Source organism: Bradyrhizobium sp. 172 (assembly GCF_023101065.1).
Taxonomy (GTDB): Bacteria; Pseudomonadota; Alphaproteobacteria; order Rhizobiales; family Xanthobacteraceae; genus Bradyrhizobium; species Bradyrhizobium canariense_D.
The window spans coordinates 6,741,210-6,761,249 of sequence record NZ_CP064701.1 but is presented as its reverse complement, the minus strand read 5'-3'; the positions used below and the strand labels follow the sequence as shown (position 1 = coordinate 6,761,249).

Here is a 20,040-nt window from a genome sequence, read left to right as displayed (position 1 = left end):
ATGGTCTTGCCACTGCCCACTAGCTCGCAAGCCGCTACGGGATCAAAAACGTCGCGGTGCTCGAGAAAGGCTATATTGGTTCTGGTAACGTAGGCCGCAATACAACGATTATCCGGTCGAACTATCTCGTGCCAGGGAATACACCGTTCTATGAGTTGTCAATGAAGCTCTGGGACAGGCTGGAGCGCGACCTTAACTACAACGCGATGGTCAGCCAGCGCGGGGTGCTCAACCTCTTTCATTCGGACGCTCAGCGCGATGCTTTCCTTGGCCGCTCCTTCAAGTATCATCGCCCGCGCGGCCTGTTGTCCGCTAGCCCAGAGGAGCCGAACGCTCTAGTCGAGCTACGCGTCGGCTCTCGGCGCGAGCCGAACACGAAGGCGACGACCATCGAGCTGTTCGATGGTCTCGAGGCGACGAGCCAAAATCGCTGGCCTTCGCTGGCTTTTGATTTGCTGTCTGTTAACGGTCTTGCTGCGCCAGCCATGGTCGCTGGTTTCTACTACAAGACCTTCATGTGGCCTGCGGCGCTCTGGGAGAAGCTGTACGAACCGCTTATCCGTCGCGCAGCGGGGCTCGGGAGAAACGCCAGATGATCTCGTACGCAGAGGTCGCGATATCGAACGGCGCGTACTTGCCCGCGCGGTGCGCCATCACCTCGAGGATCGCATGATGCTGAATGGCAGGAAACTGTCGTCCTCATCAGCTAACTCTGCGGAATGCCTTACGCCAAAATCGGGACTCAAGTAGAAGCTGTCGAGAAAACCTGTCCTAGAGCAGATCAAATAACGACTGCTCCTCCTCGGAAAGCTGAGCACTCCCGTGACGGAGTTGGCTATGAGGTTTGCGTCAAGACCGGTCTTTCATTGCGCTGCTTGAAGAACCGATACGACGCCTGAGCAGTTCGGCGTGATCGGATAACGCGTCCAGAAGCTGTTCGGAGTCGCCTGGCGGATCGCGTCAATGATCGCCATGTGCTCGGTGATGCGCTGATCTTCCAGAATATCTGCTGAATGGCGCAACTCTGCCTGGTTCGCATCAAATGCATTTTCTCAACCGGCGCCAAAATTGTCCAGACCCATCATGCATTTTGGTTTGGGCAACGAGAAAGAGCCGCCTTGGTTATTGCGTATTCCTGCAAAATGCAGCGGCTTATTGCAGGAAAACAATGCGAGCCCGGCAAATTCGCTGTCAAATTACACTCCCGCTTCGGCGGATGCCGTTTGGCGAAGGTGAAATCCAAGCTCGTGTGGAGCGGCTGCGATCCGAGTTGCGTGCTCGCAAACTCAATGTGCTACTCATCGATGATTGCGAAGCGATGGCCTACTACTTCAACTAGCAAGTTTCGGTGAGCTTCTACCGTGCGTGCTTCATCCCTGCTCAAGCCGAAGCCTTCTTTGTGCTAAGGTCGTTGGATGTCGCGCCGCTGAGCGAGCGTGCCTCGATGAAGGACATCATCGGCTATCCCGACTGGAAAGACCCAGTCACTGCAATCGCAGAGAAGATTCGACAGCGCGGCTACGATCGCGCGCGTCTCGGCATTGACCTGACGAGCCACGCGCTCACGGTCCAGACTTTCGAAGCCCTCAAGCGCGAGTTGCCGCATGTCGAGTTCGTCGACGGATTGCCTTGGAAGATGCGCAAGTTGAAGTCAAAGCCGGGCTCCGCTATCAATGACGCCGTGATGCAGGAGATCGTGACAGCCGCGGAGCCGGGGTTGACGGAACGGGAAGCGCTCCGAATGGTCGTTGAAGCCACCCTCCGCTACGGAGGCGACGGCGCTAGCCCCGTCGTTACCTCGGCAAGGGCTGGGATTGCTTGCACGGACACGTTCACGATAACGCTCTCGAGGAAGGGGATGTGCTCCACCTGGAACTCATTCCCCGCGTGGGTCAAGACCAGTCAAACAACAGGTAATCAAGACACGTGCCTTGCCGATCTCGAAGCGATGTCGTCTCTTCGTTATAGGCGCGGCAACCGTCTTAATGTAAGTACGCAACCGGCGTTCAGCTGGAAAAGCACCGTAATCGGCCATCGGTCGCGCGTTGTTTCACACACTCCTCGCTCTTGGCCGATTTCTACCGCTTCCGAAGTCGAGGTCGTTTTTTGCGTACTCAAACCGGTAAAGATGCCCGCAGCTACGGATCGCGCAGGTCGATGACTCTGCTGAGCCTGCGGTGCCAGGAATAGCTCTCAACGAGGCAGAAACGACTCAGGAATCGGGCCGCTCGCGCTGCGAGAGCGCAGCTCCCAACAATCCCAGGGAGCGCGAGGGCACCAGAAGCATCACCCTTCAAGCCTATTTCCCTGAAGGCGCGGATCTGGTGGTCGAGATGATTACCGTCGAGGCGATCCTCGCGACCGGAGTGACGGCTGCGGCGAGCACCATCAACCAAGGTGTGGCACCACGTGGCAGGGAAACGGTCGACACATATTTCGCGGGGAGCGGAACCTGGCGTGCGCACACCAATATCGGCATGATGGCCGCGTGAGGCAACGGCGAAAAGGATCTCCGTTGCTTCTTCATCGAAGAACGGCGTGATGACCGTCACATCGGGCAAGTGCGTACCGCCGTTCTAGGGATTGTTCATCATCAGAACGTCGCCTGGTCTCAGTGTCAATCGGCGTTCGACTGGGACCCCCCTATCGGCATCCAAAAGGGGCTCTGACGCATATTCGATGATCGTGATTGTTTTTATGGCGCGCCAATCAGCCTTGCCTGAAGGAGATCGAGCTTAGCGCGCCCGTACATCTGCCGTTTGACCAGCTTGAGCTTAGTGATCTGCGCTTCCACTTGGCCATTGGACCATGGTTGCGTAATAGCGGCGTGCACCGCGCCCTTATCGTTGGCGATTCCATTCGCGAACGAGGCAATGAGGCTCCGCTTGGATTCTTCAATCCAAGGTTCGAGCTCGATCTCGGCCTTCCTTCGGATCATCGCGTGGAAGCGGCCAACGAGAGCTTGGGCATCGGCCAGCATAGGAACGTTTTGTTCGATGACCGCAAGCGTGACGGTCTCCGCCCTGGTTAGGTGGTCGCGCTTCGTCGTCATCAGCTGCGCTATCGTCCTGGCGGCGGGGACCTTCTGCAATTGTTGATGGCTGATAGTCTCGGCACGCCGCCGTCGCGTCGTCCATTCCGCCACCACGCGGAGCGATCCCTTGAAGCCTTGTCCCTTCAAGCGGCGCCAGAGCTCGGCACCGTTGCGACAGCCGCCTGACCACTGCGCGTCCAGGAACGGCAGATGCCCGTCCAGGGTGCTTTGACGGGTGCGGAACATATCCGTACCGCCGCCGCGGCTATTTGGCGAACCAGATTGCGACTATGTCCTGTGCGGCGGACGATCTCCTTGAGCGACACACCGTCGCTGGCGAGAGCCGTAATTACGGCATGGCTGTCCTGGCGCCGCAGATAGCCCTGATAGCGCAGCTTTTCCGCACAGGTCAGCAATTCCGGGTCGATCGTCGTCGCTCCGATTGCGGTTCGGATTCTGTTCATGGAGCGGCGCACCGCATCAAGGAAGGCCGCGCTCGCATTTTCCATCAGATGCCAGCGGTCGGCGACCTGGATGGCGTTCGGCAGCGCCTTGGCTGCTGCCTCGCCGTATCCACCACCGCGATCTCGCGACACAATGTTGATCGCTGGGTGCTTCGATAGCCACGCCCGAACGGTCGCAGTTTCCCGGTCGGGCAGCAGGGTAACGATCCGCCGGCGCTCCAAATCGCACACGATCGTCCCGTATCGATGGTTTCTCCGGAACGCCCAGTCATCGATGCCCACAACAAGCAATGGATCTGTCGGCATCGCCGCCCGCCGGCGGACCACCCGTAGCAAGGTATCGTTGCTAACGGGCAGCATGAGCCGCTTGGCGAAGCTTGCCGCCGGCCGGCCGCCCAGCGCCAACCCCAAGTGATGGACGATGTATTCCAGCCGTGCCGTCCGGCGCCGTCGAAGCGGAACGATGTCTTCTCCAAACCGCTCTGAGAAGATCCGCCGGTGGCAATGCGGCACCTCACATGTGAAGCGCCGCGTGAGCAATCGGAGGCGCACCTTTCTGCCCGCTGATGGCAAATCGGCCACGTGCCGGATGTAACGGCTATGGATTCGGCGCGATGCTGTCGTGCACAAAGGGCACTGGGCCTCCGTAGCCTCTGACCGAACAGCCAGAATAACCGAATCCTCTGAATCACTTACGCCATCAAACACCAAACCACTCGGTACGAGCGATGAAATACGAAAGCCTGTCCGCATGGCGCCGATTCTCCGTTGAAGAACCACAGTCGCCGGCGAACTTCATCAGAAATGATGGTGTGGAACGGCCCTTCGGACCGGCATCAAAAGTGCCTAACGTGGTCGCGTAGAGAGGCGCCACAAAGGAAGGACCGTTCCATGGAGAAGATTATCACGGTGGGTTTGGATTTGGCCAAGTCGATCTTTCAAGTTCACGGCATCGCCGAAAACGGGAAAGTCTTGGTTCGTCGCACATTGCGGCGATCGCAGGTTCTGCCCTTCTTTCGGAGCCTTCCAGCTTGCTTGGTAGGTATGGAGGCCTGTGCGAGTGCCCATCACTGGGCACGCGAGATCGCGGCGCTGGCCACGCTGTCCGCATGATGCCGCCAGCCTACGTGAAGCCTTACGTCAAACGAAACAAGACCGACGTGACGGATGCTGAAGCCATTTGTGAGGCGGTCACCCGCCCGACAATGCGGTTCGTACCGGTGAAGACTGCCGAACAACAAGCGGCCAGCATGATTTTGCGAACGCGAGAGCTGCTGATGAGGCAGCGCAGCCAGACTGCAAATGCCCTACGTGCTCATATGGCCGAATTGGGCATTATCGCCGGCACAGGCATGGCAAGCATCGCAAAACTCCTGGTGCTTCTCCGGGACGAAAAAGACAATAGGATCCCCGGCGCCGCCCGCTTTGCCCTGATCCTATTCGCTGAACAGATTGAGCTGCTTACAACCCGCATAGAGAAGCTCGACAGAGAGATTTTGGTTGCCGTCAGAAAGGACCCCGATGCAAGGCGTCTGATGAGCATTCCGGGTGTCGGTCCTCTCATCGCCGCTACCGTTCGGACATCGGTTTTGGACGCTCGCAATTTTGCGACTGCACGAGAGTTTGCGGCTTGGACGGGGCTCACACCGAGGGCACAGTCGAGCGGCGGAAAAGAAAAGCTCGGCGCGATATCAAAGCGTGGAAATCGGCAACTACGGACGCTCTTGATCGTTGGTGCGACCTCTATCATCAAGCTTGCTAAACGAGGCTTGAAAGTCCCACTCTGGATTCGGACCATGCTGCAAAGACGGCCGGTCAAGGTCGTATCGGTCGCGCTCGCCAATAAGATTGCGCGCACGATCTGGGCCTTGCTGGTCAGAGGCGGCATCTATCAGGCGCCGGCCGCAATGCTGAATCCTAATCTTAAGAGCTCTCCGGCGGAAGAAGAAAGCTGCCGAGGAGAAGGTGCAAATCTGGATGAACCCCGAATGACGTCATTCCCGGTAGCAATCAGACCGCCTGACTCACTGCGCTTCGACCGCGAGAAATTGATTGGGCGATTGCTTCCGCGGATATCATCGTGGCCAGCGGCCAGGCGCCGCTTCACAGGCCGAACATATGACCGCACCGTCATCCCTTGTTCAACCAGAGAAAGATCTTGCAGCCCGGGCCGTTCCACATATGAGTCAGAGTCAGAGCCCCGATTGGATGCCGATCACCCCGAAAACGGGGTCCTTATTCCATGCCGAAACACAGTCTCCGTTTGCCTCGGTGCTTGCGCAGCACAGCTCGAACACTCTCACTCATCGAGCCCAAATTGCACCGGCGCATACCGTGCGTTGGCGACGAGATTGCCTTCTGGATCAAAAGATAGCGTGGGTGAAGTCGAGACGCTCCTTGATGTTTACAGAATACGCCGTGTTTTGAAGCGTTACTCCCATCTGCTCGGCGATGGACATGAAGAGGTGGTTGAAGACCTACAGCATCAGCGCGTCGGCTCGTGTGCCGATTGCCTCCGCCCGCATCAGCGGCAGAACCCGGCGCAGCAACAGATTTCCATGTTCGTTTCGGCCTGCCAGCCAGGTTCGACGACATTGGTGCCACTTGGGTCCGTAATTATCGCGGGCCCGTCCACCTTTTCGCCAACGGAAAGAGACAAGCGATCAATCAGCGGTACTTTCAACGCTCACCAATTGCGACTTCGCCTATGAACTCGACAGTGGTGCGTTCATTCGAGCCGCCATTCGGATCGATCGCAAAAACCGCTCCGCAACCGTCGATTTCACGGAACCTCGATCCAGGACGACGGCAACTACAATGCACCTCTGGCCATCTGCAAGGCGGCCGTTCTCTACGTATTTCGTACCCTTTAGGATCCGATATTCCGATGCCGCCTTTATCCGGCGGCTGTTATCGCCGGCAATAGGGGGGTCAGCCAGGCGATCACCGAAACGCTCTACGGCGTGCTTAGTTCCTTCGCCGGCTCCCAGGGCAAAATGAACGACTTCGTCTAAGGCAACGAAGTGCATCAGAATTACGAAACGATCTGTGGCGGCACTGGGGCGGCAATGGCTTCGAAGGCGCGAGTGCGGTCCACTCGCATCAGACCAACACCCGGATGACGGACCCCGAGGTGTTAAAGACACGCTACCCTGTCCGTGTTGAGGAGTTTTCCATACGCCGGGAGTCGGGGGCCGGGGTCGCTATCCCGGCGGAGATGGCGTGGTTCGCAGGCTCCGTTTCCTGGAGCTTATGACGGTGACGATACTCTCGTCTCACCGGCGGACACGTGCCTTCGGCGTTGCAGGTGGCGAACCCGGCCAGCCAGGTGAGACTCTGGTTCAGCGTGCCTGCGGTGAAACGGAAACCCTCGCCGGCAACGATTCCTGCGAAGTCCGCCCGGGTGATATTTGCATCATCAAGACGCCCGGTGGGGCGGCTATGGCGCGCCTTGAACGCCCGCCTCGCGCTGCTCGACTTGGCGAAATTGAGATGCAACCGCTTTGGGGCAGCACTTCGCAAGATGATTTTGAACTATCGCCAGCCGCATCCGTTGGCTGGCCTTCGTGGCTGCGCTCGTCAATATTTGCTTCATCGCATTGGTCCAATTGTGCGCCTGACAGCTAAGCACATCCTCGCTGCACATGGACGCGTCAGAATCCACAGTTCTGCTCGGCTGCCGCGGCCGCAGCACGGGTCTGGCCGCTCGCCTCTCTGCAAAGCAGTTCAGCCACGTGGCGTAATCAGCCCGAAGAGGTGAAGGCCTGCACGCCGGCTGGACATCTCGGCGATCTCGAAGTGCGCAGCGGCCAGGCGGGAGCCGTGGAAACCTGTCCGCGTGGCCGAGACAGCTCCGTACACGTTTTCGGAGGTACAGCGCCAGCACCAGCGGCAAAATTGGCATGACGCACCGCCGCAGTGGTGTCGCCAACGCTGAACGTTCCGGGGTCTGGGTGGATCAATCATATCAGTTCGCGGCTCGCTTACGAACTGAGCTTGGACGAGATGAAGAGGACGCCCTGCCAAGCGCACTCATCCGTGAGCTGGTGCCTGCCGTCTCAGAACTGTTGGGGCCCGAGATCGGGAATGTACCATTGAGTTCAGGATTTCTGAGACTGCTTACCATTGATCAGCCGAACTGCAGATGAGGCTTTCGATACCTTGAGTTCTTGCGCCTTCCATGGTCTCGTCAGCGTTGAGGGGTCACGCAATTGATCAAGCAACTCCGGATCGAGGTGTAGCTCCGATTGCAGGACATCCCAGACTTTTCGGCCGCTTTTAAGCGTTGCCTTTGCAATTTCGGAGGCACGTTCATATCCGATCAGCGGGGTAAGAGCGGTTACAACTGCCGTACTTGCCTCAAGATGTTCAAGGCATCGTTCTACATTGGCGGTTATCCCAGTAATGCATTTCTCGCGAAGGACCCGGGCCGCGTTACCCAGAAGTGACATAGATTGCAGCATGCTGTAGGCGATTACGGGCTCCATCACGTTAAGCTGCAACTGGCCCGCCTCGGCAGCGAGCGTTATCGTGAGGTCCGTGCCAATGACCTGGAAGGCAACCTGGTTCACTACTTCGGGAATGACCGGATTAACTTTGCCCGGCATTATCGAGGAGCCGGGTTGTAGGGCCGGTAGATTGATCTCGGCCAAGCCACCTCTGGGTCCGCTTGATAGCAATCTCAGATCATTCGATATCTTGGAAAGTTTTGTAGCCGTACGCTTCAACATGCCAGAAAACAAGACGAACGATCCTGTATCCCAGCATGCTTCGATCAGATTGCTGGCCGAGAGCAACGGAAACTGCGTAAGTTCAGAAAGCTGCTCAACTACGATCGCGGCATACTCCGGATTCGTGTTGATCCCAGTACCAATGGCGGTGCCACCGAGATTCACCTCGTGGAAAAAACGAACGAGCTCCTCCAGCCGGGTTATATCTTCCCGTATCGTCGTCGCGAACGCGCCAAATTCCTGGCCGAGAGTCATTGGCACCGCGTCCTGCAGCTGTGTGCGGCCCAGTTTGACGATGCTCGCGAACTCTGATGCTTTTCGTTCCAGCGCCTCCGAAAGTCCACGGAGTTCGTTATCTAGAAACCGATGCGCCAGCAGGATTGCGAGGCGGATCGCGGTTGGATAGACGTCATTAGTCGATTGGGAAAGATTGACGTCATCGTTTGGATGGACAACGTCATAGCGGCCGCGCGGGAGTCCCAAGTGCTCAAGCGCTCTATTGGCGATAACCTCGTTGATGTTCATGTTTGTGGACGTTCCTGCGCCGCCCTGGAAAACATCAACAGGAAACTCCGCCATCAGGTTACCTGCAATGATGTCATCGCACGCTGCAGCAATTGCATTGCCTTTGCTCTCTGAAATATCTCCGAGTCTGACGTTCGCCAGGACCGCGGCTTTCTTGACCATCGCCAAGGCGTGGATAAGATGTGAAAGATGGCTGATTGGGATTCCTGAGATCGAAAAATTTCGGATTGCTCGAGCGGTCTGAGCACCATAATAGGCCTCCCCCGGGACATCGACTTCTCCCAGACTGTCGCCCTCTTTGCGTACCGTGCTCATTATTGATCTCTCTGCTGCGCGGGTGACCACGCTGTCCTTGCGAAACTCACTTTGATCTTCATGCTGCGATCGAGCCACGTCCCGATGATCTCACTTCCCTGAGATCGCCAGGCAGCGTCACGAGCCCCAGCAAGCGCACAGAGATTAGGAGAGCGGCCGCGCGGGTTTCTCGCGAAAACGCGCAAATGGGTGATGAAAAAGAGCGCAAATAAGCACTTCTGCCGCTTTTGATGTGGCCTGGTCTCATCGATCTTCCGATCTTCATCCGGAATCTCTACTGTTACTAGCTCTACGCCCAAGAAAGGCCCTTTGTGGTGCCTTGATCGAAAAGGTTCCGGGGCAATGGCCGAGCTCAAGCCCGAAAACCAGGTTGTCGTAGCGAACAAGTGCAGAGCCCACCAGCGATGATGCGGGGGCAAAACAAGGCGCACGTTTGCTCGAGATCGATGGATAGGTGAGAGGCGCGGTTTTGCTCGGAGTGGGAAAGTTGTGCCAAATCGTCGCACAAAATGGCGATCTGACGCGCGGCTCAACGTTTGACCCGAATCTCCAAGGCGGCTCGAGACAGGGGCTGATTGTAGGAGGCCAAAATCGGTCAGTCGGCTACAGACCCTCGCCGCCCCAACCCAGACTTTCTGTATATTGAGGATGAGTTCATATGACGCCCATTCATGGCGTTCACCACCGCTTATCGGCTCGGCGCTGGTTTGGCTCCTCAGCGGTGACCCCGAGCCCAAGAGCCCAAGACGGCACTACTCTGCACAAAACGGTCGTATCTCGGCAGCCGCGCGAAGTTTTACGGCGTGTAATGCGCTTGCATTGGACAGATTCCGCCCAAAACCTGGATCATAATTGTGGGGGCCCCGCTTACTATAGCGATCGTCTGACGCATGGATACTCGTACGCGAGTTCCACTGAATGATAGGGGTTTGGCGGACCAGACTACGTAACCGCAGGCACCTAACGAGAGGACGGACGAACATGCTTGATGAGAAGGTGCGCGGACTTTTCGTCGGCCAAGAGATCAATCAGCACCTGGCGAGAATCGACCGTCTTTTTCGGCCAGAATCCGTCGCCGTAGTTGGAGCTTCCCAAAAAGGGGGCTTCGCTACGGAGATTCTCATGAACATAAACAAATGGGGCTTCGCCGGCCAACTGATGGCGGTCAATCCGAGGTACCACGAGATCGGGGGCGTGCCCTGCTTCCCGAGCTTGGCGGCCATACCTCGCCCAGTCGGCCTCGTGATAATCGGTGTGCCCAGCAAGGCAATCCCTGCAGTGCTCGAGGATTGCGAAGCAGCCGGGGTCTGCGCGATCCAAATCATCTCCAGCGGCTTCGCTGAGCAAGCTGGCGAGGGGCTCGCCAAACAGCGCTGGCTTGCTGAGTGGTCGGAACGAACGGGTATTCCTGTTGTTGGTCCCAACTGTTTCGGGCTGATGAATGCCGCCAATCGCTTGATGGCCGTGCCTTTGGATTTTCACAGCATGACCGTAGGCGGCGTAAGTGCCATCCTGCAAAGTGGAACGCTTGTCTATAGTCTGATCGTGCCGCTCCTGTCGCGCACTATCGGCATCGGGCGCGTGGTTACGGTCGGTAACGAAGCCTGCCTCGACGTAGCGGACTTCATCGATTACTTCGTCGACGACGAGGATACGCGCGTTATCGCCTGCTACTGCGAACAAATCAGGCGCCCCTTGGAATTCATCAGGGCATGCGAACGTGCAGCCAGCAATGGTAAGCCGATCGTGATGATCAAGGTTGGTCGCTCAGAGACGGCCCGGAAGGCTGCATTGGCCCATACCGGTTCGCTCGTAGGATCCGACGTGGCGGTCGACGCCGTTCTCAAAAGGCTTGGCGTAATCCGAGTTGATAACGTCGACGACATGATCGAGGCGACTGCGGCACTGTCCTCGACCAAGCGGCCGAAGGGGCGTCGCGTAGCTTTCGCGTCCTTCTCCGGCACGATGGTCAGCATGCTTGCTGACTTTGCCGAGTCTTGCGCCATCGAATTTCCGCCTCTACCGGATGCGGTCAAGACCCGGCTGGAAGCAGTGTTTCCCGAGTTCGGTAATGTCAGCAATCCACTCGATCTCACGGCACAGGCCGGCTACGATACACACATCATCGACGAATCATTGGAGGCGCTCGCCGCCTCCAATGCCTATGACGTGATCGTCTGGGGCCGCAGCTTCCCATCGTGCCTTGATATGCAGTCGTCGGTCGGCAAGGCGCTGACGCGAGCCGTAGCGGCAGCCCCTCATGTAGTATTCACTGTTATGAGTCTTGCTGGAGGCCATTTCCATTCCAACCTCGATCCGAAAGACGCGATGGTCGAGCCAAAGGCCGACATCGACGGCTTGCCGTTCCTCCAGGGCATGGCCACGGGGTTGAAGGCACTCTCAGCCCTCATCGGTTACTCCGAATTTTTGAGTGAACGTAAGCCGAGCAAGCTTCTCTCCGCACAGCGGCGCCCACGTAGCGCCTGCTACGACCAGGCCATCGGCATCATTGATCAGGCAAAAGGCGACGTTTTGACGGAGCGGGAAGGGAAGCGACTGCTTGCGCTGTATGGCATCCCGGTCACGCGCGATGCGCTTGCTACGCAGGCCGACGAAGCTGTGCGCATCGCACAGGATCTCAATTTTCCTGTTGCGATGAAGATCGAGTCGGCCGAAATCATCCACAAGACCGATGTGGGCGGCGTCGTGTTGGATGTCTCATCGGCCGAGCAGGCTGCGGCCGCCTTCGAGCAGATAATGACTTCGGTCCGCTCGCATCGCTCCGAAGCACACATTGCTGGCGTGGTCGTACAGGAAATGGCCAAAACTGGGCCTGAGGTGATGCTTGGCGCCACTTTCGACTCGCAATTTGGGCCAATTATCGTATTCGGCCTGGGCGGAATTTGGGTCGAATACCTGAGGGATGTGCGTGTCTTGTTGCCTCCATTCGATGCGGCTGATGTCAGGACCGAGATCGGCAAACTTCGAGCGGCCAATGTTCTGCGTGGCGCGCGTGGTGGAGTGAAGACGGACCTCGACGCGCTTGCCGAATGTATTGTCAGGTTCGGCACGCTCTGCACCGACCTGGCCGAAGAGATCGGCGAGATCGACATCAATCCGCTCATCCTTGCGCCCAATGGCGCCGGGCTGACCGCCGTCGACTGCCTCATCACCAGAAAGAGGCGCGGAACAGAAAGTTAGTGGCGTGTGACGTTGCTGTTTTTTCATTACGAACGGGGGGCGAAGGCGCCCCTGCATTGTTGAAAGAGCAGTCCGTGTGCCCAAATGTAGCGAGATGGATTGATCGAATAGAGTCTTGATCTGCCCCTTATCGGTCACATCGGTGCGGCAGAAGCGGGAGGCCGTCCCAGGCGCGCGGTATTTGTCGCCTTCGCCTTGCTTTGCCGCCGCCCCTCCGCGATGAAAGCCCCGCTGTGCTACGACCAATGCCACTGCCGGCACAGATGATCACCACATTTTGCGGTCGAGCCCGCCCTGCTTGCATTGATATGCCTTCACTTCACCGAGAGGGCGGAATTCACCGCCCTTAAAGCCGTTGGCTTTCGGTCCGCTCGACTTCTCGGGTTTTGAGTTGACCTTAAATAGCGAATACTGTCACTCGCCAAGTGTACCAGACAGCAGCCGTCCAGCTTCTGGGACTCATCCCATCTTCCACTTCAACCAACGCTCCTGGATATGATCCACATTGGTTTTGCCATCGGAGCGTTCAGCCGAGAGCCATGAGGAATCCTCCGTGATAGTTTTCGGAGCGTTATCCGGATGAATGCTGAGCAATGGGCTCAGATACGTTGGCACATACTTGAGCAGATTGGTATTCGGGCCAGGGTAGCCGCTGCCTTCGGTAAACCCAGCCGCAATCTGTGCGCGGTTTACGAAGGCGATCAGCTTTTGCGCATTTTTTCTGTTCGGGCCGCCCTTCAGAATTGCCTGGTAGACCAGAGCCTTGTTCGCGCCATCCCAGACAACTTGAAGGGGAGCTCCCTGTCGAACGGCAACGAGCAAACGACCGGCGTTCGCACTGGACATCGCATATTCGCGATTGATGAGAAGTTGAGGGGGTTCACCCCCTGCGGTCCACCACTTCGCCACATTCGCCTTGAGCTCGTCGAGTTTCTTCAATGCCCGCTCGATCTTGTCGTCTGTTAGCGGCCATATATCTTTGTGCGCAACTCCGTCGGCGGCGAGCGCAAACACGATGTTATGTCGAACGTTCAAAGCCTCGAGGCCCCGTGGGCCTTGAAACGTTTTCACGTCCCAAAAGTCTGCCCAGTTTTGCGGCCCAGCGTTCGGAAAAGCCCGTCTGTCATAAGCAAATGGTGTCGAGGTTTCGAATGCCACAACCGCGTCGCTGAGACGATACGCTTTAGGCACGCCATCCAGCGCTTCTGCGTCCCAAAGGGTGTAGTCTAAGGGCTCAAACATGCCAGCTTCGTGCATAACGGGATACTTGTTGTCGTCAATGTAGGCTACGTCCCAGTCGATCCGACCGGCCCGATTCATCGCCTTCACTTGAGGCTCGGCAATATCGGCCACCACTTCAACGATCTTTATTCCTGTCGCTTTCGTGAAGGGTCCATAGACATTCCGCCGAAGGCCATCCGTGAAAGAGCCACCATAGCTGAAAACGACAACTTCGCCGCTCCCCGCGAGTTTTTCCTGCGCCCACGCGCTCGTGGCGTTAGCGATGACCGGAATACTCAACATTACTGCCGTTGACTGAAGTAGTGAGCGCCGGCTCAGTCCACCGAGTTTGTGTCGTTGAGATCCCTTTTTGCTCATAACGCTTCCCCTTTTCTTAACGAAGAACGAAGTTATTCCGCTTAGGGTTGCCTGCGTTCGGCGCGCATACCTCCCTTTCCGCGACGAAACAGACCGCCTGCTCGGGAGGCGTGCGTTCCTTCCCAAGCATGGCTCCTCAATTCTCCCGAGCTCCTCGACCGATTCACCAACGGAGGAGCGTTCAGTATCCGAATATTCTCTTTTCTACCAAGAGGTTGAAATGTCGCTAGAGATCGCATCGGAAACAGAAATATCCGTGTACAATCTTATCTAGCTCTTTGAGGCTTAATTTTCTCAATCCGAGGCTCCCCTCGCCGGAATGCTGCTTGGAATCGGGGAAGACGCAGCTTCACCGCGCCTGGTAGTCGATGAGCAGATTTGCCGAATTGCGTACTCAGATCAAGCAGACAAGCCGCGCTCTAGAGCTCAACTGCAGCTATACAGGCATCGGACAAACTGGCCCTTTCTCCTTCTGCAGCTGGCACCTAGCCCCGCCGCTCTCAGGCTGGTTTTGGTGCAAGTTTTCGACCCTTAGGAGCCATGCATCGGTGAAATTCGACTTCAAGATCGCCTTAGCGTTCACCATGATGGATTCACGGCAATATACGGAGCCGGAGGGGGACCGCTTTCTGTCTAATCGTCCGTATCTGCTATCTGCCGCGCAGTACTATGTTGTGCTTCGGCAGAAGCAGAAGTCTGCACCCATCCACTACACGTCATCGCAAGCATTGAGAACGGCGGAGAAATCGGGTGAATCAGTTCCTGGATAGTGTCGAGTTCTGGATCGGCGCCTGGCACGGCATCTCTGCACCGAATGAGAGGGCCAAGCGCATGGCCATTGAACTCGCCGATGTAATCTCGAGGTTCGAAGGCCAGCGGGGTACCATGAGATTCGAGGACGAACCAGCCAGCTTCGAGATCGCGCTAGTTCAGGCGAAGAGAAGGGCGTAATGAGCGATCTCGCCGATTTCACCTTGACCGAAGCCGTAACAGCCGTCCGCGAGCGCAAAGTTTCGTCACTCGAACTCCTAAATGCGTGCTTCGCCAATATCGAACGTGCGAACCAGCAGATCAACGCCACTACTTGGCTCAACTATGAAAGCGCTCGCAAATCCGCGCGCAAGGCCGATCAAGCGACAAGCAATGGCGCCAAGCTCGGCCCGCTGCATGGCGTTCCTATGGCGCACAAGGACATGTTCTACCGCAGTGGGAAGCCCTGCACCTGCGGCTCCCGCATCCGGCGGGACTTTGTGCCCGAAGTGACCGCCACGGTCCTCGCGCGAATGGATGCGGCTGGCGCGTACGGGTTCGGCGGGCTCAACATGACTGAGTTCGCCGGGAGCGAAACCGGACACAACAGGGAATTCGGCGATTGTCGCAACCCTTGGAATCCAACTTACATTTCCGGCGGCTCGTCGTCCGGCTCGGGAGCGGCCGTAGCTGCCCGGATGACATATGCGGCGCTGGGATCGGACACTGCCGGCTCGATCCGCCTGCCCGCATCTGCCTGCGGAGTCACCGGCATCAAGCCAACCCAGACCAGGGTCAGTCGTGCGGGGGTAATGCCCTTGTCGTTTTCCGCCGATGTTATCGGTCCACTAGCCCGCACAGCGCGCGATTGCGCGCGCATTCTCTCGGTGATCGCGGGATATGATCCTCTGGATCCCACGAGCTCGACTGAAGAGGTCCCCAACTACGAGGCGGCACTCGATGGGAATGTACGCGGCCTGAAGATCGGCGTGCCTACGAAACATTTCTTCGACCATGCTGATCAACCGGTGGCGCTCGCGATCGACGAGGCCATCAGGGTGCTCGAAAAGCAAGGCGTCATGGTGCAGCGGATCGTGCTGCCCATGATCGATGCGATCCTCGCGTATGGTGGAATCTTGAGCCGTGTCGAAGCGGCGGCGATCCACGCCGAGTGGATGCGTAAGCGCCCGCAGGATTACCCTCAGGATATCTTGGACTGGCTGTATGCGAGCTACGCCATCCCGGCGCCCTACTATGTTGAAGCCCTATCGCGGCGCGGACCGATCCTGCGAGAGTTCGTTAAAGAGGTATTCGGCAGCGTTGATGTGCTCGCGACCCCCACCATGCGTACCTGCGTGCCGACGCTCATCCAGACTGACATCGAGAAGAGCGACGCAAGTGTGGCTTCCGTATCCACATCCACGGCAATGGACTCCAATACCCGCTTTTTTAGTTACCTGGGCCTTCCGTCTATTAACGTCAACTGCGGCTTCAATCCCGATGGACTGCCCGTCGGCCTGTCCCTCACTAGTCGCCCCTTTGCAGAGGTCGAGGCGCTCAAATTGGCGGACGCCTATCAGCAGGAGACGGACTGGCACAAGCACCGTCCGCCGATCCTGGCTTAGAGGATGAAAGGAGCGACTTTGCAATGGTCGCGGCTCGGGCGATCTGTGACGAAGGTGTAGACGCTCAGGAGCGCTGCTGTGACCTGCAGCCGAATCCAACGACAGTGGCTCCAATTTTCAGTGCCAACACCGAAACGCCTTTTGCAAGCCTGCGACGTGCTAACAGGTGTCGTTACCGGGCCGACCCATCCACTTAGTCCGTCGGCGGACTCGCCTTCCGCCATCCCCGAGGGAATAGGGCAAATAAGTTGATGAGGGCACCCCACAGCAGGCCGAACGAGACCTAAACTTAGTCCAGGCTTCCTGAAAGAGCCCTTGTGTGCCTGACTACCGAGCCTGATGCATCGTAAGCTCAATTCTGGCCAGACAGAGTTGTCGCCCGACCGCTTCAGTCCGCACGACTCCGAGTCATCGAACCGACTATGTTCGGCTTGGCGAACTTGAGAACCTCGTCGTTCGAACCGACCCAGCCGCCTAGCAACGACATATTCGCGCACTTTGGCAGCTCACTTCGCGACAGTTGCTCCGTTGAACCGACACGCCTGGCACCACCCGCAGCAGTCCCAGATACTCCTATCGCTCGACACCCGGCACCAAGAGCCGCATGCTAATCGCCAAGCTCCTTGAGAATGTGAGGTGCCTGCCTCGAATCTGCTGTCCGGAGAAGATCGCGGCCCTCGAGATCGCGCAAGGCCGCCAGCTCCAGGCCGCATCCATCCTTGCTTGGCACGGTTCGCAAGGCAAAGGAATCGCTGGAGACGATAGTCACTCGCCTGAACTCCCATCTCGCTTCGGGCTGGCATCAGCTGATTGCAAAAGCGCACATCGGAATCCGAGATGGCTTGGTTCTTGTGTCTGAAGGCCGCTGAGATGCTAGAAGGCAACAAGATCGTCCGGCTCGAAATTGCCATGATCAAGGTCCCCTCGGATCGGACGCAGAGTGAAAGCCCGGCCATCCAGGCGTTCGGTGGCGCCGGTGTCTCCGACGGCGCAATCTGCGTTCAGCGTCCGAGAGGGCTGCAAGGTTATCCAAGTGCCGGCAAACCATGCCACCTGACATGGAGCCTCTTTTTTATGATTGCTAAATCAAGCTTTTTGCTCGCCCGCGTTCGCCGCGTTCCGGCGCAACTCACCCAAAAAAGACGAATGTGTGCGCGTCCGGCAGAGAATTGAAGAAAAACGGCTGGAAATATCGGTATCCATTGTGAGCGGGCGCGGATCAGACCTGCGAATGCAAGACGGGGAAACGAAACATGACGGTCTCTCGGCGCGACCTCATCAAGGCCGGCTTGGCAACGGGAACGGCGGTGTCGATGCCGTCAGTTCTGCGCGCGCAGATGGCGTCAGCCCCCGCGCGAACCGTCCGCATGGTGATGGCTGGTGACCTCCGCATCTTCGATCCGATCTTTTCAACTGCAGTCATCACTGCCGATCATGGTCTAGCGATCTACGACACGTTGTTTTCGCTTGATTCCAAGTTCATGCCGCAGCCCCAGATAGTTGGGAGGTGGGGTGTTTCTGACGACAAGAAGATCTATACCTTCGAGCTTCGCGAGGGGCTGGGCTGGCACGATGGCACTCCAATGACTGCGGCGGATTGCGTGGCTTCTATTCGTCGCTGGGGCCAGAAGGATTCCGGCGGAAAGCTGGTCATGGCGCGTACTGAGGACATTTCCAAGAAGGACGACAGAACCTTCGCCATCAAGCTTAAGGAGCCATTGGGAATTTTGATCGATTTCCTGGCCGCAAATAGCCTGTTTGTCATGCGCGAGAAGGATGCGAGTCGTCCCGCGACCGAGCAGGTTACGGAGAATATCGGGTCAGGTCCGTTCAAATTCAATCATGCTCTTGCCAAGCCAGGTGCAAGCTTCACCTACGACCGCAACGAGAAGTACGCGCCGCGCAGCGAAGCCCCTGATGGATTTGCTGGGGGCAAGATCGTCAAGGTTGATCGTGTCATCTGGGAGAATATCTCCGATCAGCAAACCGCTGTCGCGGCGTTACAGGCTGGTGAGATCGACTTCGTCAACAATCCTTCCTACGATCTCATCCCGACGATCGAGCGTGATCCCAACCTCGAAATCGAAGTTCTCGACAAGGCGGGCCAGGATAATATCCTGCGTCTGAATTTCTTGCAGAAGCCATTCGACAATGTGAAGGCTCGTCAGGCGATGCTTTATCTGATCGATCAGGATGCGATCGTGCGAGCAATGGGCGCGGATACAAAATACACCGGCACCATCTCCTCGATTTTCGGAAATCGAACGCTCTATTCCAACAACGAAAATACGGGGTGGTTGAAGAAGGGGGGGGACCCGGAAAGGGCAAGGCAGCTCTTCAGGGAGGCTGGATACTCTGGCGAGAAAGTCGTCATTCTCGATGCGGCGAATATACCTGTATTCCACAATATTGCGCAGGTCGTAGCCGCGCAGATGCGAAAGATCGGCGTTAATGCCGAGCTTGTGGCGAGCGATTGGGGCGGAATTGTCGCCCGTCGGGCGAACAAGGGGCCCGTCGAGAATGGTGGGTGGAGCATCTTTATCTCGAGCGATTCCGACTACAGTATGGGAAATCCACTCAATTCTGTCTTCCTGACCGCGAACGGTGAGAATGGTTGGTTCGGTTGGCCAAAGAACGATGAGTATGAGGCCCTTCGCAGCAAATGGGCCGATATCGATACTCTGGAAGAGCGCAGGGCGTTGGCTCGAAAGATGCAGGGAATTTGGTGGGATTTCGTCGGCGACGTGCCGGCGGGACAAGTTTTGTTTCCTACCGCGCGCCGCAAGACGCTAACTGGGATCATTGGCATGCCGAATTTGATTCCAATGTGGAATATGCAGAAGGCGTGAGGATACGTGGCTGGTTACATCCTTGGCAGGATAGTCTCGAGCATCGCGGTCATGATAATGGTCGGGATGTTCGTCTTCCTGCTTCTTAGACTCGCCCCCGGTGATCCGGCTGCCATCATGGCCGGCGATACGGCTACTCCGCAAATGATCGCTGAGCTTAGCGCCAAGCTGGGCCTCGCCGATCCACTGCCGCTTCAGTTCGCTCATTGGGCTCAAGGAATCATCGAGGGTGATTTTGGAAACTCAATCCTTGCCGGTCAGCCGGTTCTCCAGCTCGTCGCGCAACGCTTGCAGCCGACAATTTCTCTTTCATTTTTGACCATGGCCCTTTCGCTTAGTGTCGGGGTTTCGTTCGGGATTCTGGCCGCATGGCGAGCTGGTGGCCTTATCGATCGCGCTCTGACAGCGTTCGCGGCATTTGGCTTTTCTGTCCCTGTGTTTGTGGTCGGCTACTTTCTCATATACTGGTTGGCCATCAGTGCGCACTGGTTACCAGTTCAAGGATACAAGCCCCTTGAAGACGGATTGGTGTCCTGGTTCTTGCACCTGATACTACCCACCCTAGCCTTGAGCATTGGCTACATTGCTTTCATCGCCCGAATCACGCGGGCGAGCATGCTCGAAGTTCTGTCCGAAGATTATATGCGAACGGCCGCCGCCAAAGGTGCCTCCTCCTATTCCATGCTTGTCCATCACGCCCTGAAGAATGCGGGTGTTCCGATTCTGACCGTAGTCGGTCTGGTTTTCGCTTACTTGATCTCTGGTGTCGTCATCACGGAAACGGTGTTCAACATACCTGGGGTCGGTCGTCTGACGGTCGATGCCATTAACAACAGGGACTATCCCATTATCCAAGGCGTGCTGATCTTGACTTCTGGCGCGTACGTCCTGATCAATCTGATAGTCGACCTTGCCTATAGCCTGATCGATCCCCGTATTCGGTACTGA

General features: G+C 57.3%; 11 protein-coding genes and 5 pseudogenes. 10 read left to right on the top strand and 6 right to left on the bottom strand.

Annotated features, from left to right (window positions below; all coding sequences use genetic code 11):
- Nucleotides 1-41: 41 nt before the first annotated feature.
- Nucleotides 42-590: pseudogene (locus IVB07_RS40505) on the top strand (FAD-dependent oxidoreductase); the annotation flags it as partial.
- Nucleotides 591-863: 273 nt separating this feature from the next.
- Here IVB07_RS40505 and IVB07_RS32180 read toward each other — a convergent pair.
- On the bottom strand, nucleotides 864-1,022 hold the full coding sequence (locus IVB07_RS32180) for a hypothetical protein (protein ID WP_247766978.1): 159 nt from the start codon (nucleotides 1,020-1,022) through the stop codon (nucleotides 864-866).
- Nucleotides 1,023-1,348: 326 nt separating this feature from the next.
- Between IVB07_RS32180 and IVB07_RS32175 the strand changes: the two genes are divergently transcribed.
- Together IVB07_RS32175 and IVB07_RS32170 are read left to right on the top strand one after the other, a co-directional pair.
- Complete coding sequence (locus tag IVB07_RS32175; protein WP_247766976.1) at nucleotides 1,349-2,161, top strand: aminopeptidase P family N-terminal domain-containing protein; 813 nt, start codon at nucleotides 1,349-1,351, stop codon at nucleotides 2,159-2,161.
- Between the two features lie 16 nt (nucleotides 2,162-2,177).
- Nucleotides 2,178-2,492, top strand: a complete 315-nt coding sequence (locus IVB07_RS32170) for a hypothetical protein (RefSeq protein ID WP_247767842.1) — start codon at nucleotides 2,178-2,180, stop codon at nucleotides 2,490-2,492.
- A 6-nt stretch (nucleotides 2,493-2,498) separates the two neighbouring features.
- Here the strand turns inward: IVB07_RS32170 and IVB07_RS40805 are convergent.
- A pseudogene (locus tag IVB07_RS40805) lies at nucleotides 2,499-2,552 on the bottom strand (hypothetical protein); the annotation flags it as partial.
- A gap of 143 nt (nucleotides 2,553-2,695) precedes the next feature.
- Nucleotides 2,696-4,251: pseudogene (locus IVB07_RS32160) on the bottom strand (ISL3 family transposase).
- A gap of 138 nt (nucleotides 4,252-4,389) precedes the next feature.
- Here IVB07_RS32160 and IVB07_RS32155 point away from each other — a divergent pair.
- Nucleotides 4,390-5,402, top strand: a pseudogene (locus IVB07_RS32155) (IS110 family transposase); the annotation flags it as partial.
- A gap of 373 nt (nucleotides 5,403-5,775) precedes the next feature.
- Here the strand turns inward: IVB07_RS32155 and IVB07_RS32150 are convergent.
- Nucleotides 5,776-6,151 (bottom strand): annotated as a pseudogene (locus IVB07_RS32150) (hydantoinase B/oxoprolinase family protein); the annotation flags it as partial.
- A 1,447-nt stretch (nucleotides 6,152-7,598) separates the two neighbouring features.
- Nucleotides 7,599-9,068, bottom strand: a complete 1,470-nt coding sequence (locus tag IVB07_RS32145) for an aspartate ammonia-lyase (RefSeq protein WP_247766974.1) — start codon at nucleotides 9,066-9,068, stop codon at nucleotides 7,599-7,601.
- Nucleotides 9,069-10,049: 981 nt separating this feature from the next.
- Here IVB07_RS32145 and IVB07_RS32140 point away from each other — a divergent pair.
- Nucleotides 10,050-12,269, top strand: coding sequence for an acetate--CoA ligase family protein (locus IVB07_RS32140; protein ID WP_247766972.1), 2,220 nt, complete (start codon nucleotides 10,050-10,052; stop codon nucleotides 12,267-12,269).
- 459 nt (nucleotides 12,270-12,728) lie between these two features.
- On the opposite strand, the gene IVB07_RS32135 is transcribed toward IVB07_RS32140, so the two are convergent.
- Entirely contained in the window at nucleotides 12,729-13,868 is a 1,140-nt protein-coding gene (locus IVB07_RS32135) for an ABC transporter substrate-binding protein (protein ID WP_247766970.1), read from the bottom strand.
- Between the two features lie 750 nt (nucleotides 13,869-14,618).
- On the opposite strand from IVB07_RS32135, the gene IVB07_RS32130 reads away from it, so the two are divergent.
- From IVB07_RS32130 to IVB07_RS32110, 5 genes are all read left to right on the top strand, one after another.
- A complete protein-coding gene (locus IVB07_RS32130; protein WP_247766968.1) occupies nucleotides 14,619-14,819 on the top strand; it encodes a hypothetical protein in 201 nt (66 codons plus the stop codon).
- Nucleotides 14,819-16,243 (top strand): amidase, encoded by a 1,425-nt coding sequence (locus IVB07_RS32125; RefSeq protein ID WP_247766966.1) that lies wholly within the window; start codon nucleotides 14,819-14,821, stop codon nucleotides 16,241-16,243. The genes IVB07_RS32130 and IVB07_RS32125 overlap by 1 nt, the downstream gene beginning before the upstream one ends.
- 837 nt (nucleotides 16,244-17,080) lie before the next feature.
- The gene (locus tag IVB07_RS32120) at nucleotides 17,081-17,416 is read left to right on the top strand and encodes a hypothetical protein (RefSeq protein WP_247766964.1); all 336 of its coding nucleotides are present in this window, start codon (nucleotides 17,081-17,083) and stop codon (nucleotides 17,414-17,416) included.
- 80 nt (nucleotides 17,417-17,496) lie between these two features.
- The gene (locus IVB07_RS32115) at nucleotides 17,497-19,092 is read left to right on the top strand and encodes an ABC transporter substrate-binding protein (RefSeq protein WP_247766956.1); all 1,596 of its coding nucleotides are present in this window, start codon (nucleotides 17,497-17,499) and stop codon (nucleotides 19,090-19,092) included.
- Between the two features lie 6 nt (nucleotides 19,093-19,098).
- Nucleotides 19,099-20,040, top strand: a complete 942-nt coding sequence (locus IVB07_RS32110; protein WP_247766954.1) for an ABC transporter permease — start codon at nucleotides 19,099-19,101, stop codon at nucleotides 20,038-20,040.

Coding starts and splice junctions, on each gene's coding strand:
- IVB07_RS32145 (WP_247766974.1), bottom strand. CDS start 9,068: ATGAGCACGGTACGCAAAGAGGGCGACAGTCTGGGAGAAGTCGATGTC.
- IVB07_RS32140 (WP_247766972.1), top strand. CDS start 10,050: ATGCTTGATGAGAAGGTGCGCGGACTTTTCGTCGGCCAAGAGATCAAT.
- IVB07_RS32135 (WP_247766970.1), bottom strand. CDS start 13,868: ATGAGCAAAAAGGGATCTCAACGACACAAACTCGGTGGACTGAGCCGG.
- IVB07_RS32125 (WP_247766966.1), top strand. CDS start 14,819: ATGAGCGATCTCGCCGATTTCACCTTGACCGAAGCCGTAACAGCCGTC.
- IVB07_RS32120 (WP_247766964.1), top strand. CDS start 17,081: ATGGCTTGGTTCTTGTGTCTGAAGGCCGCTGAGATGCTAGAAGGCAAC.
- IVB07_RS32115 (WP_247766956.1), top strand. CDS start 17,497: ATGACGGTCTCTCGGCGCGACCTCATCAAGGCCGGCTTGGCAACGGGA.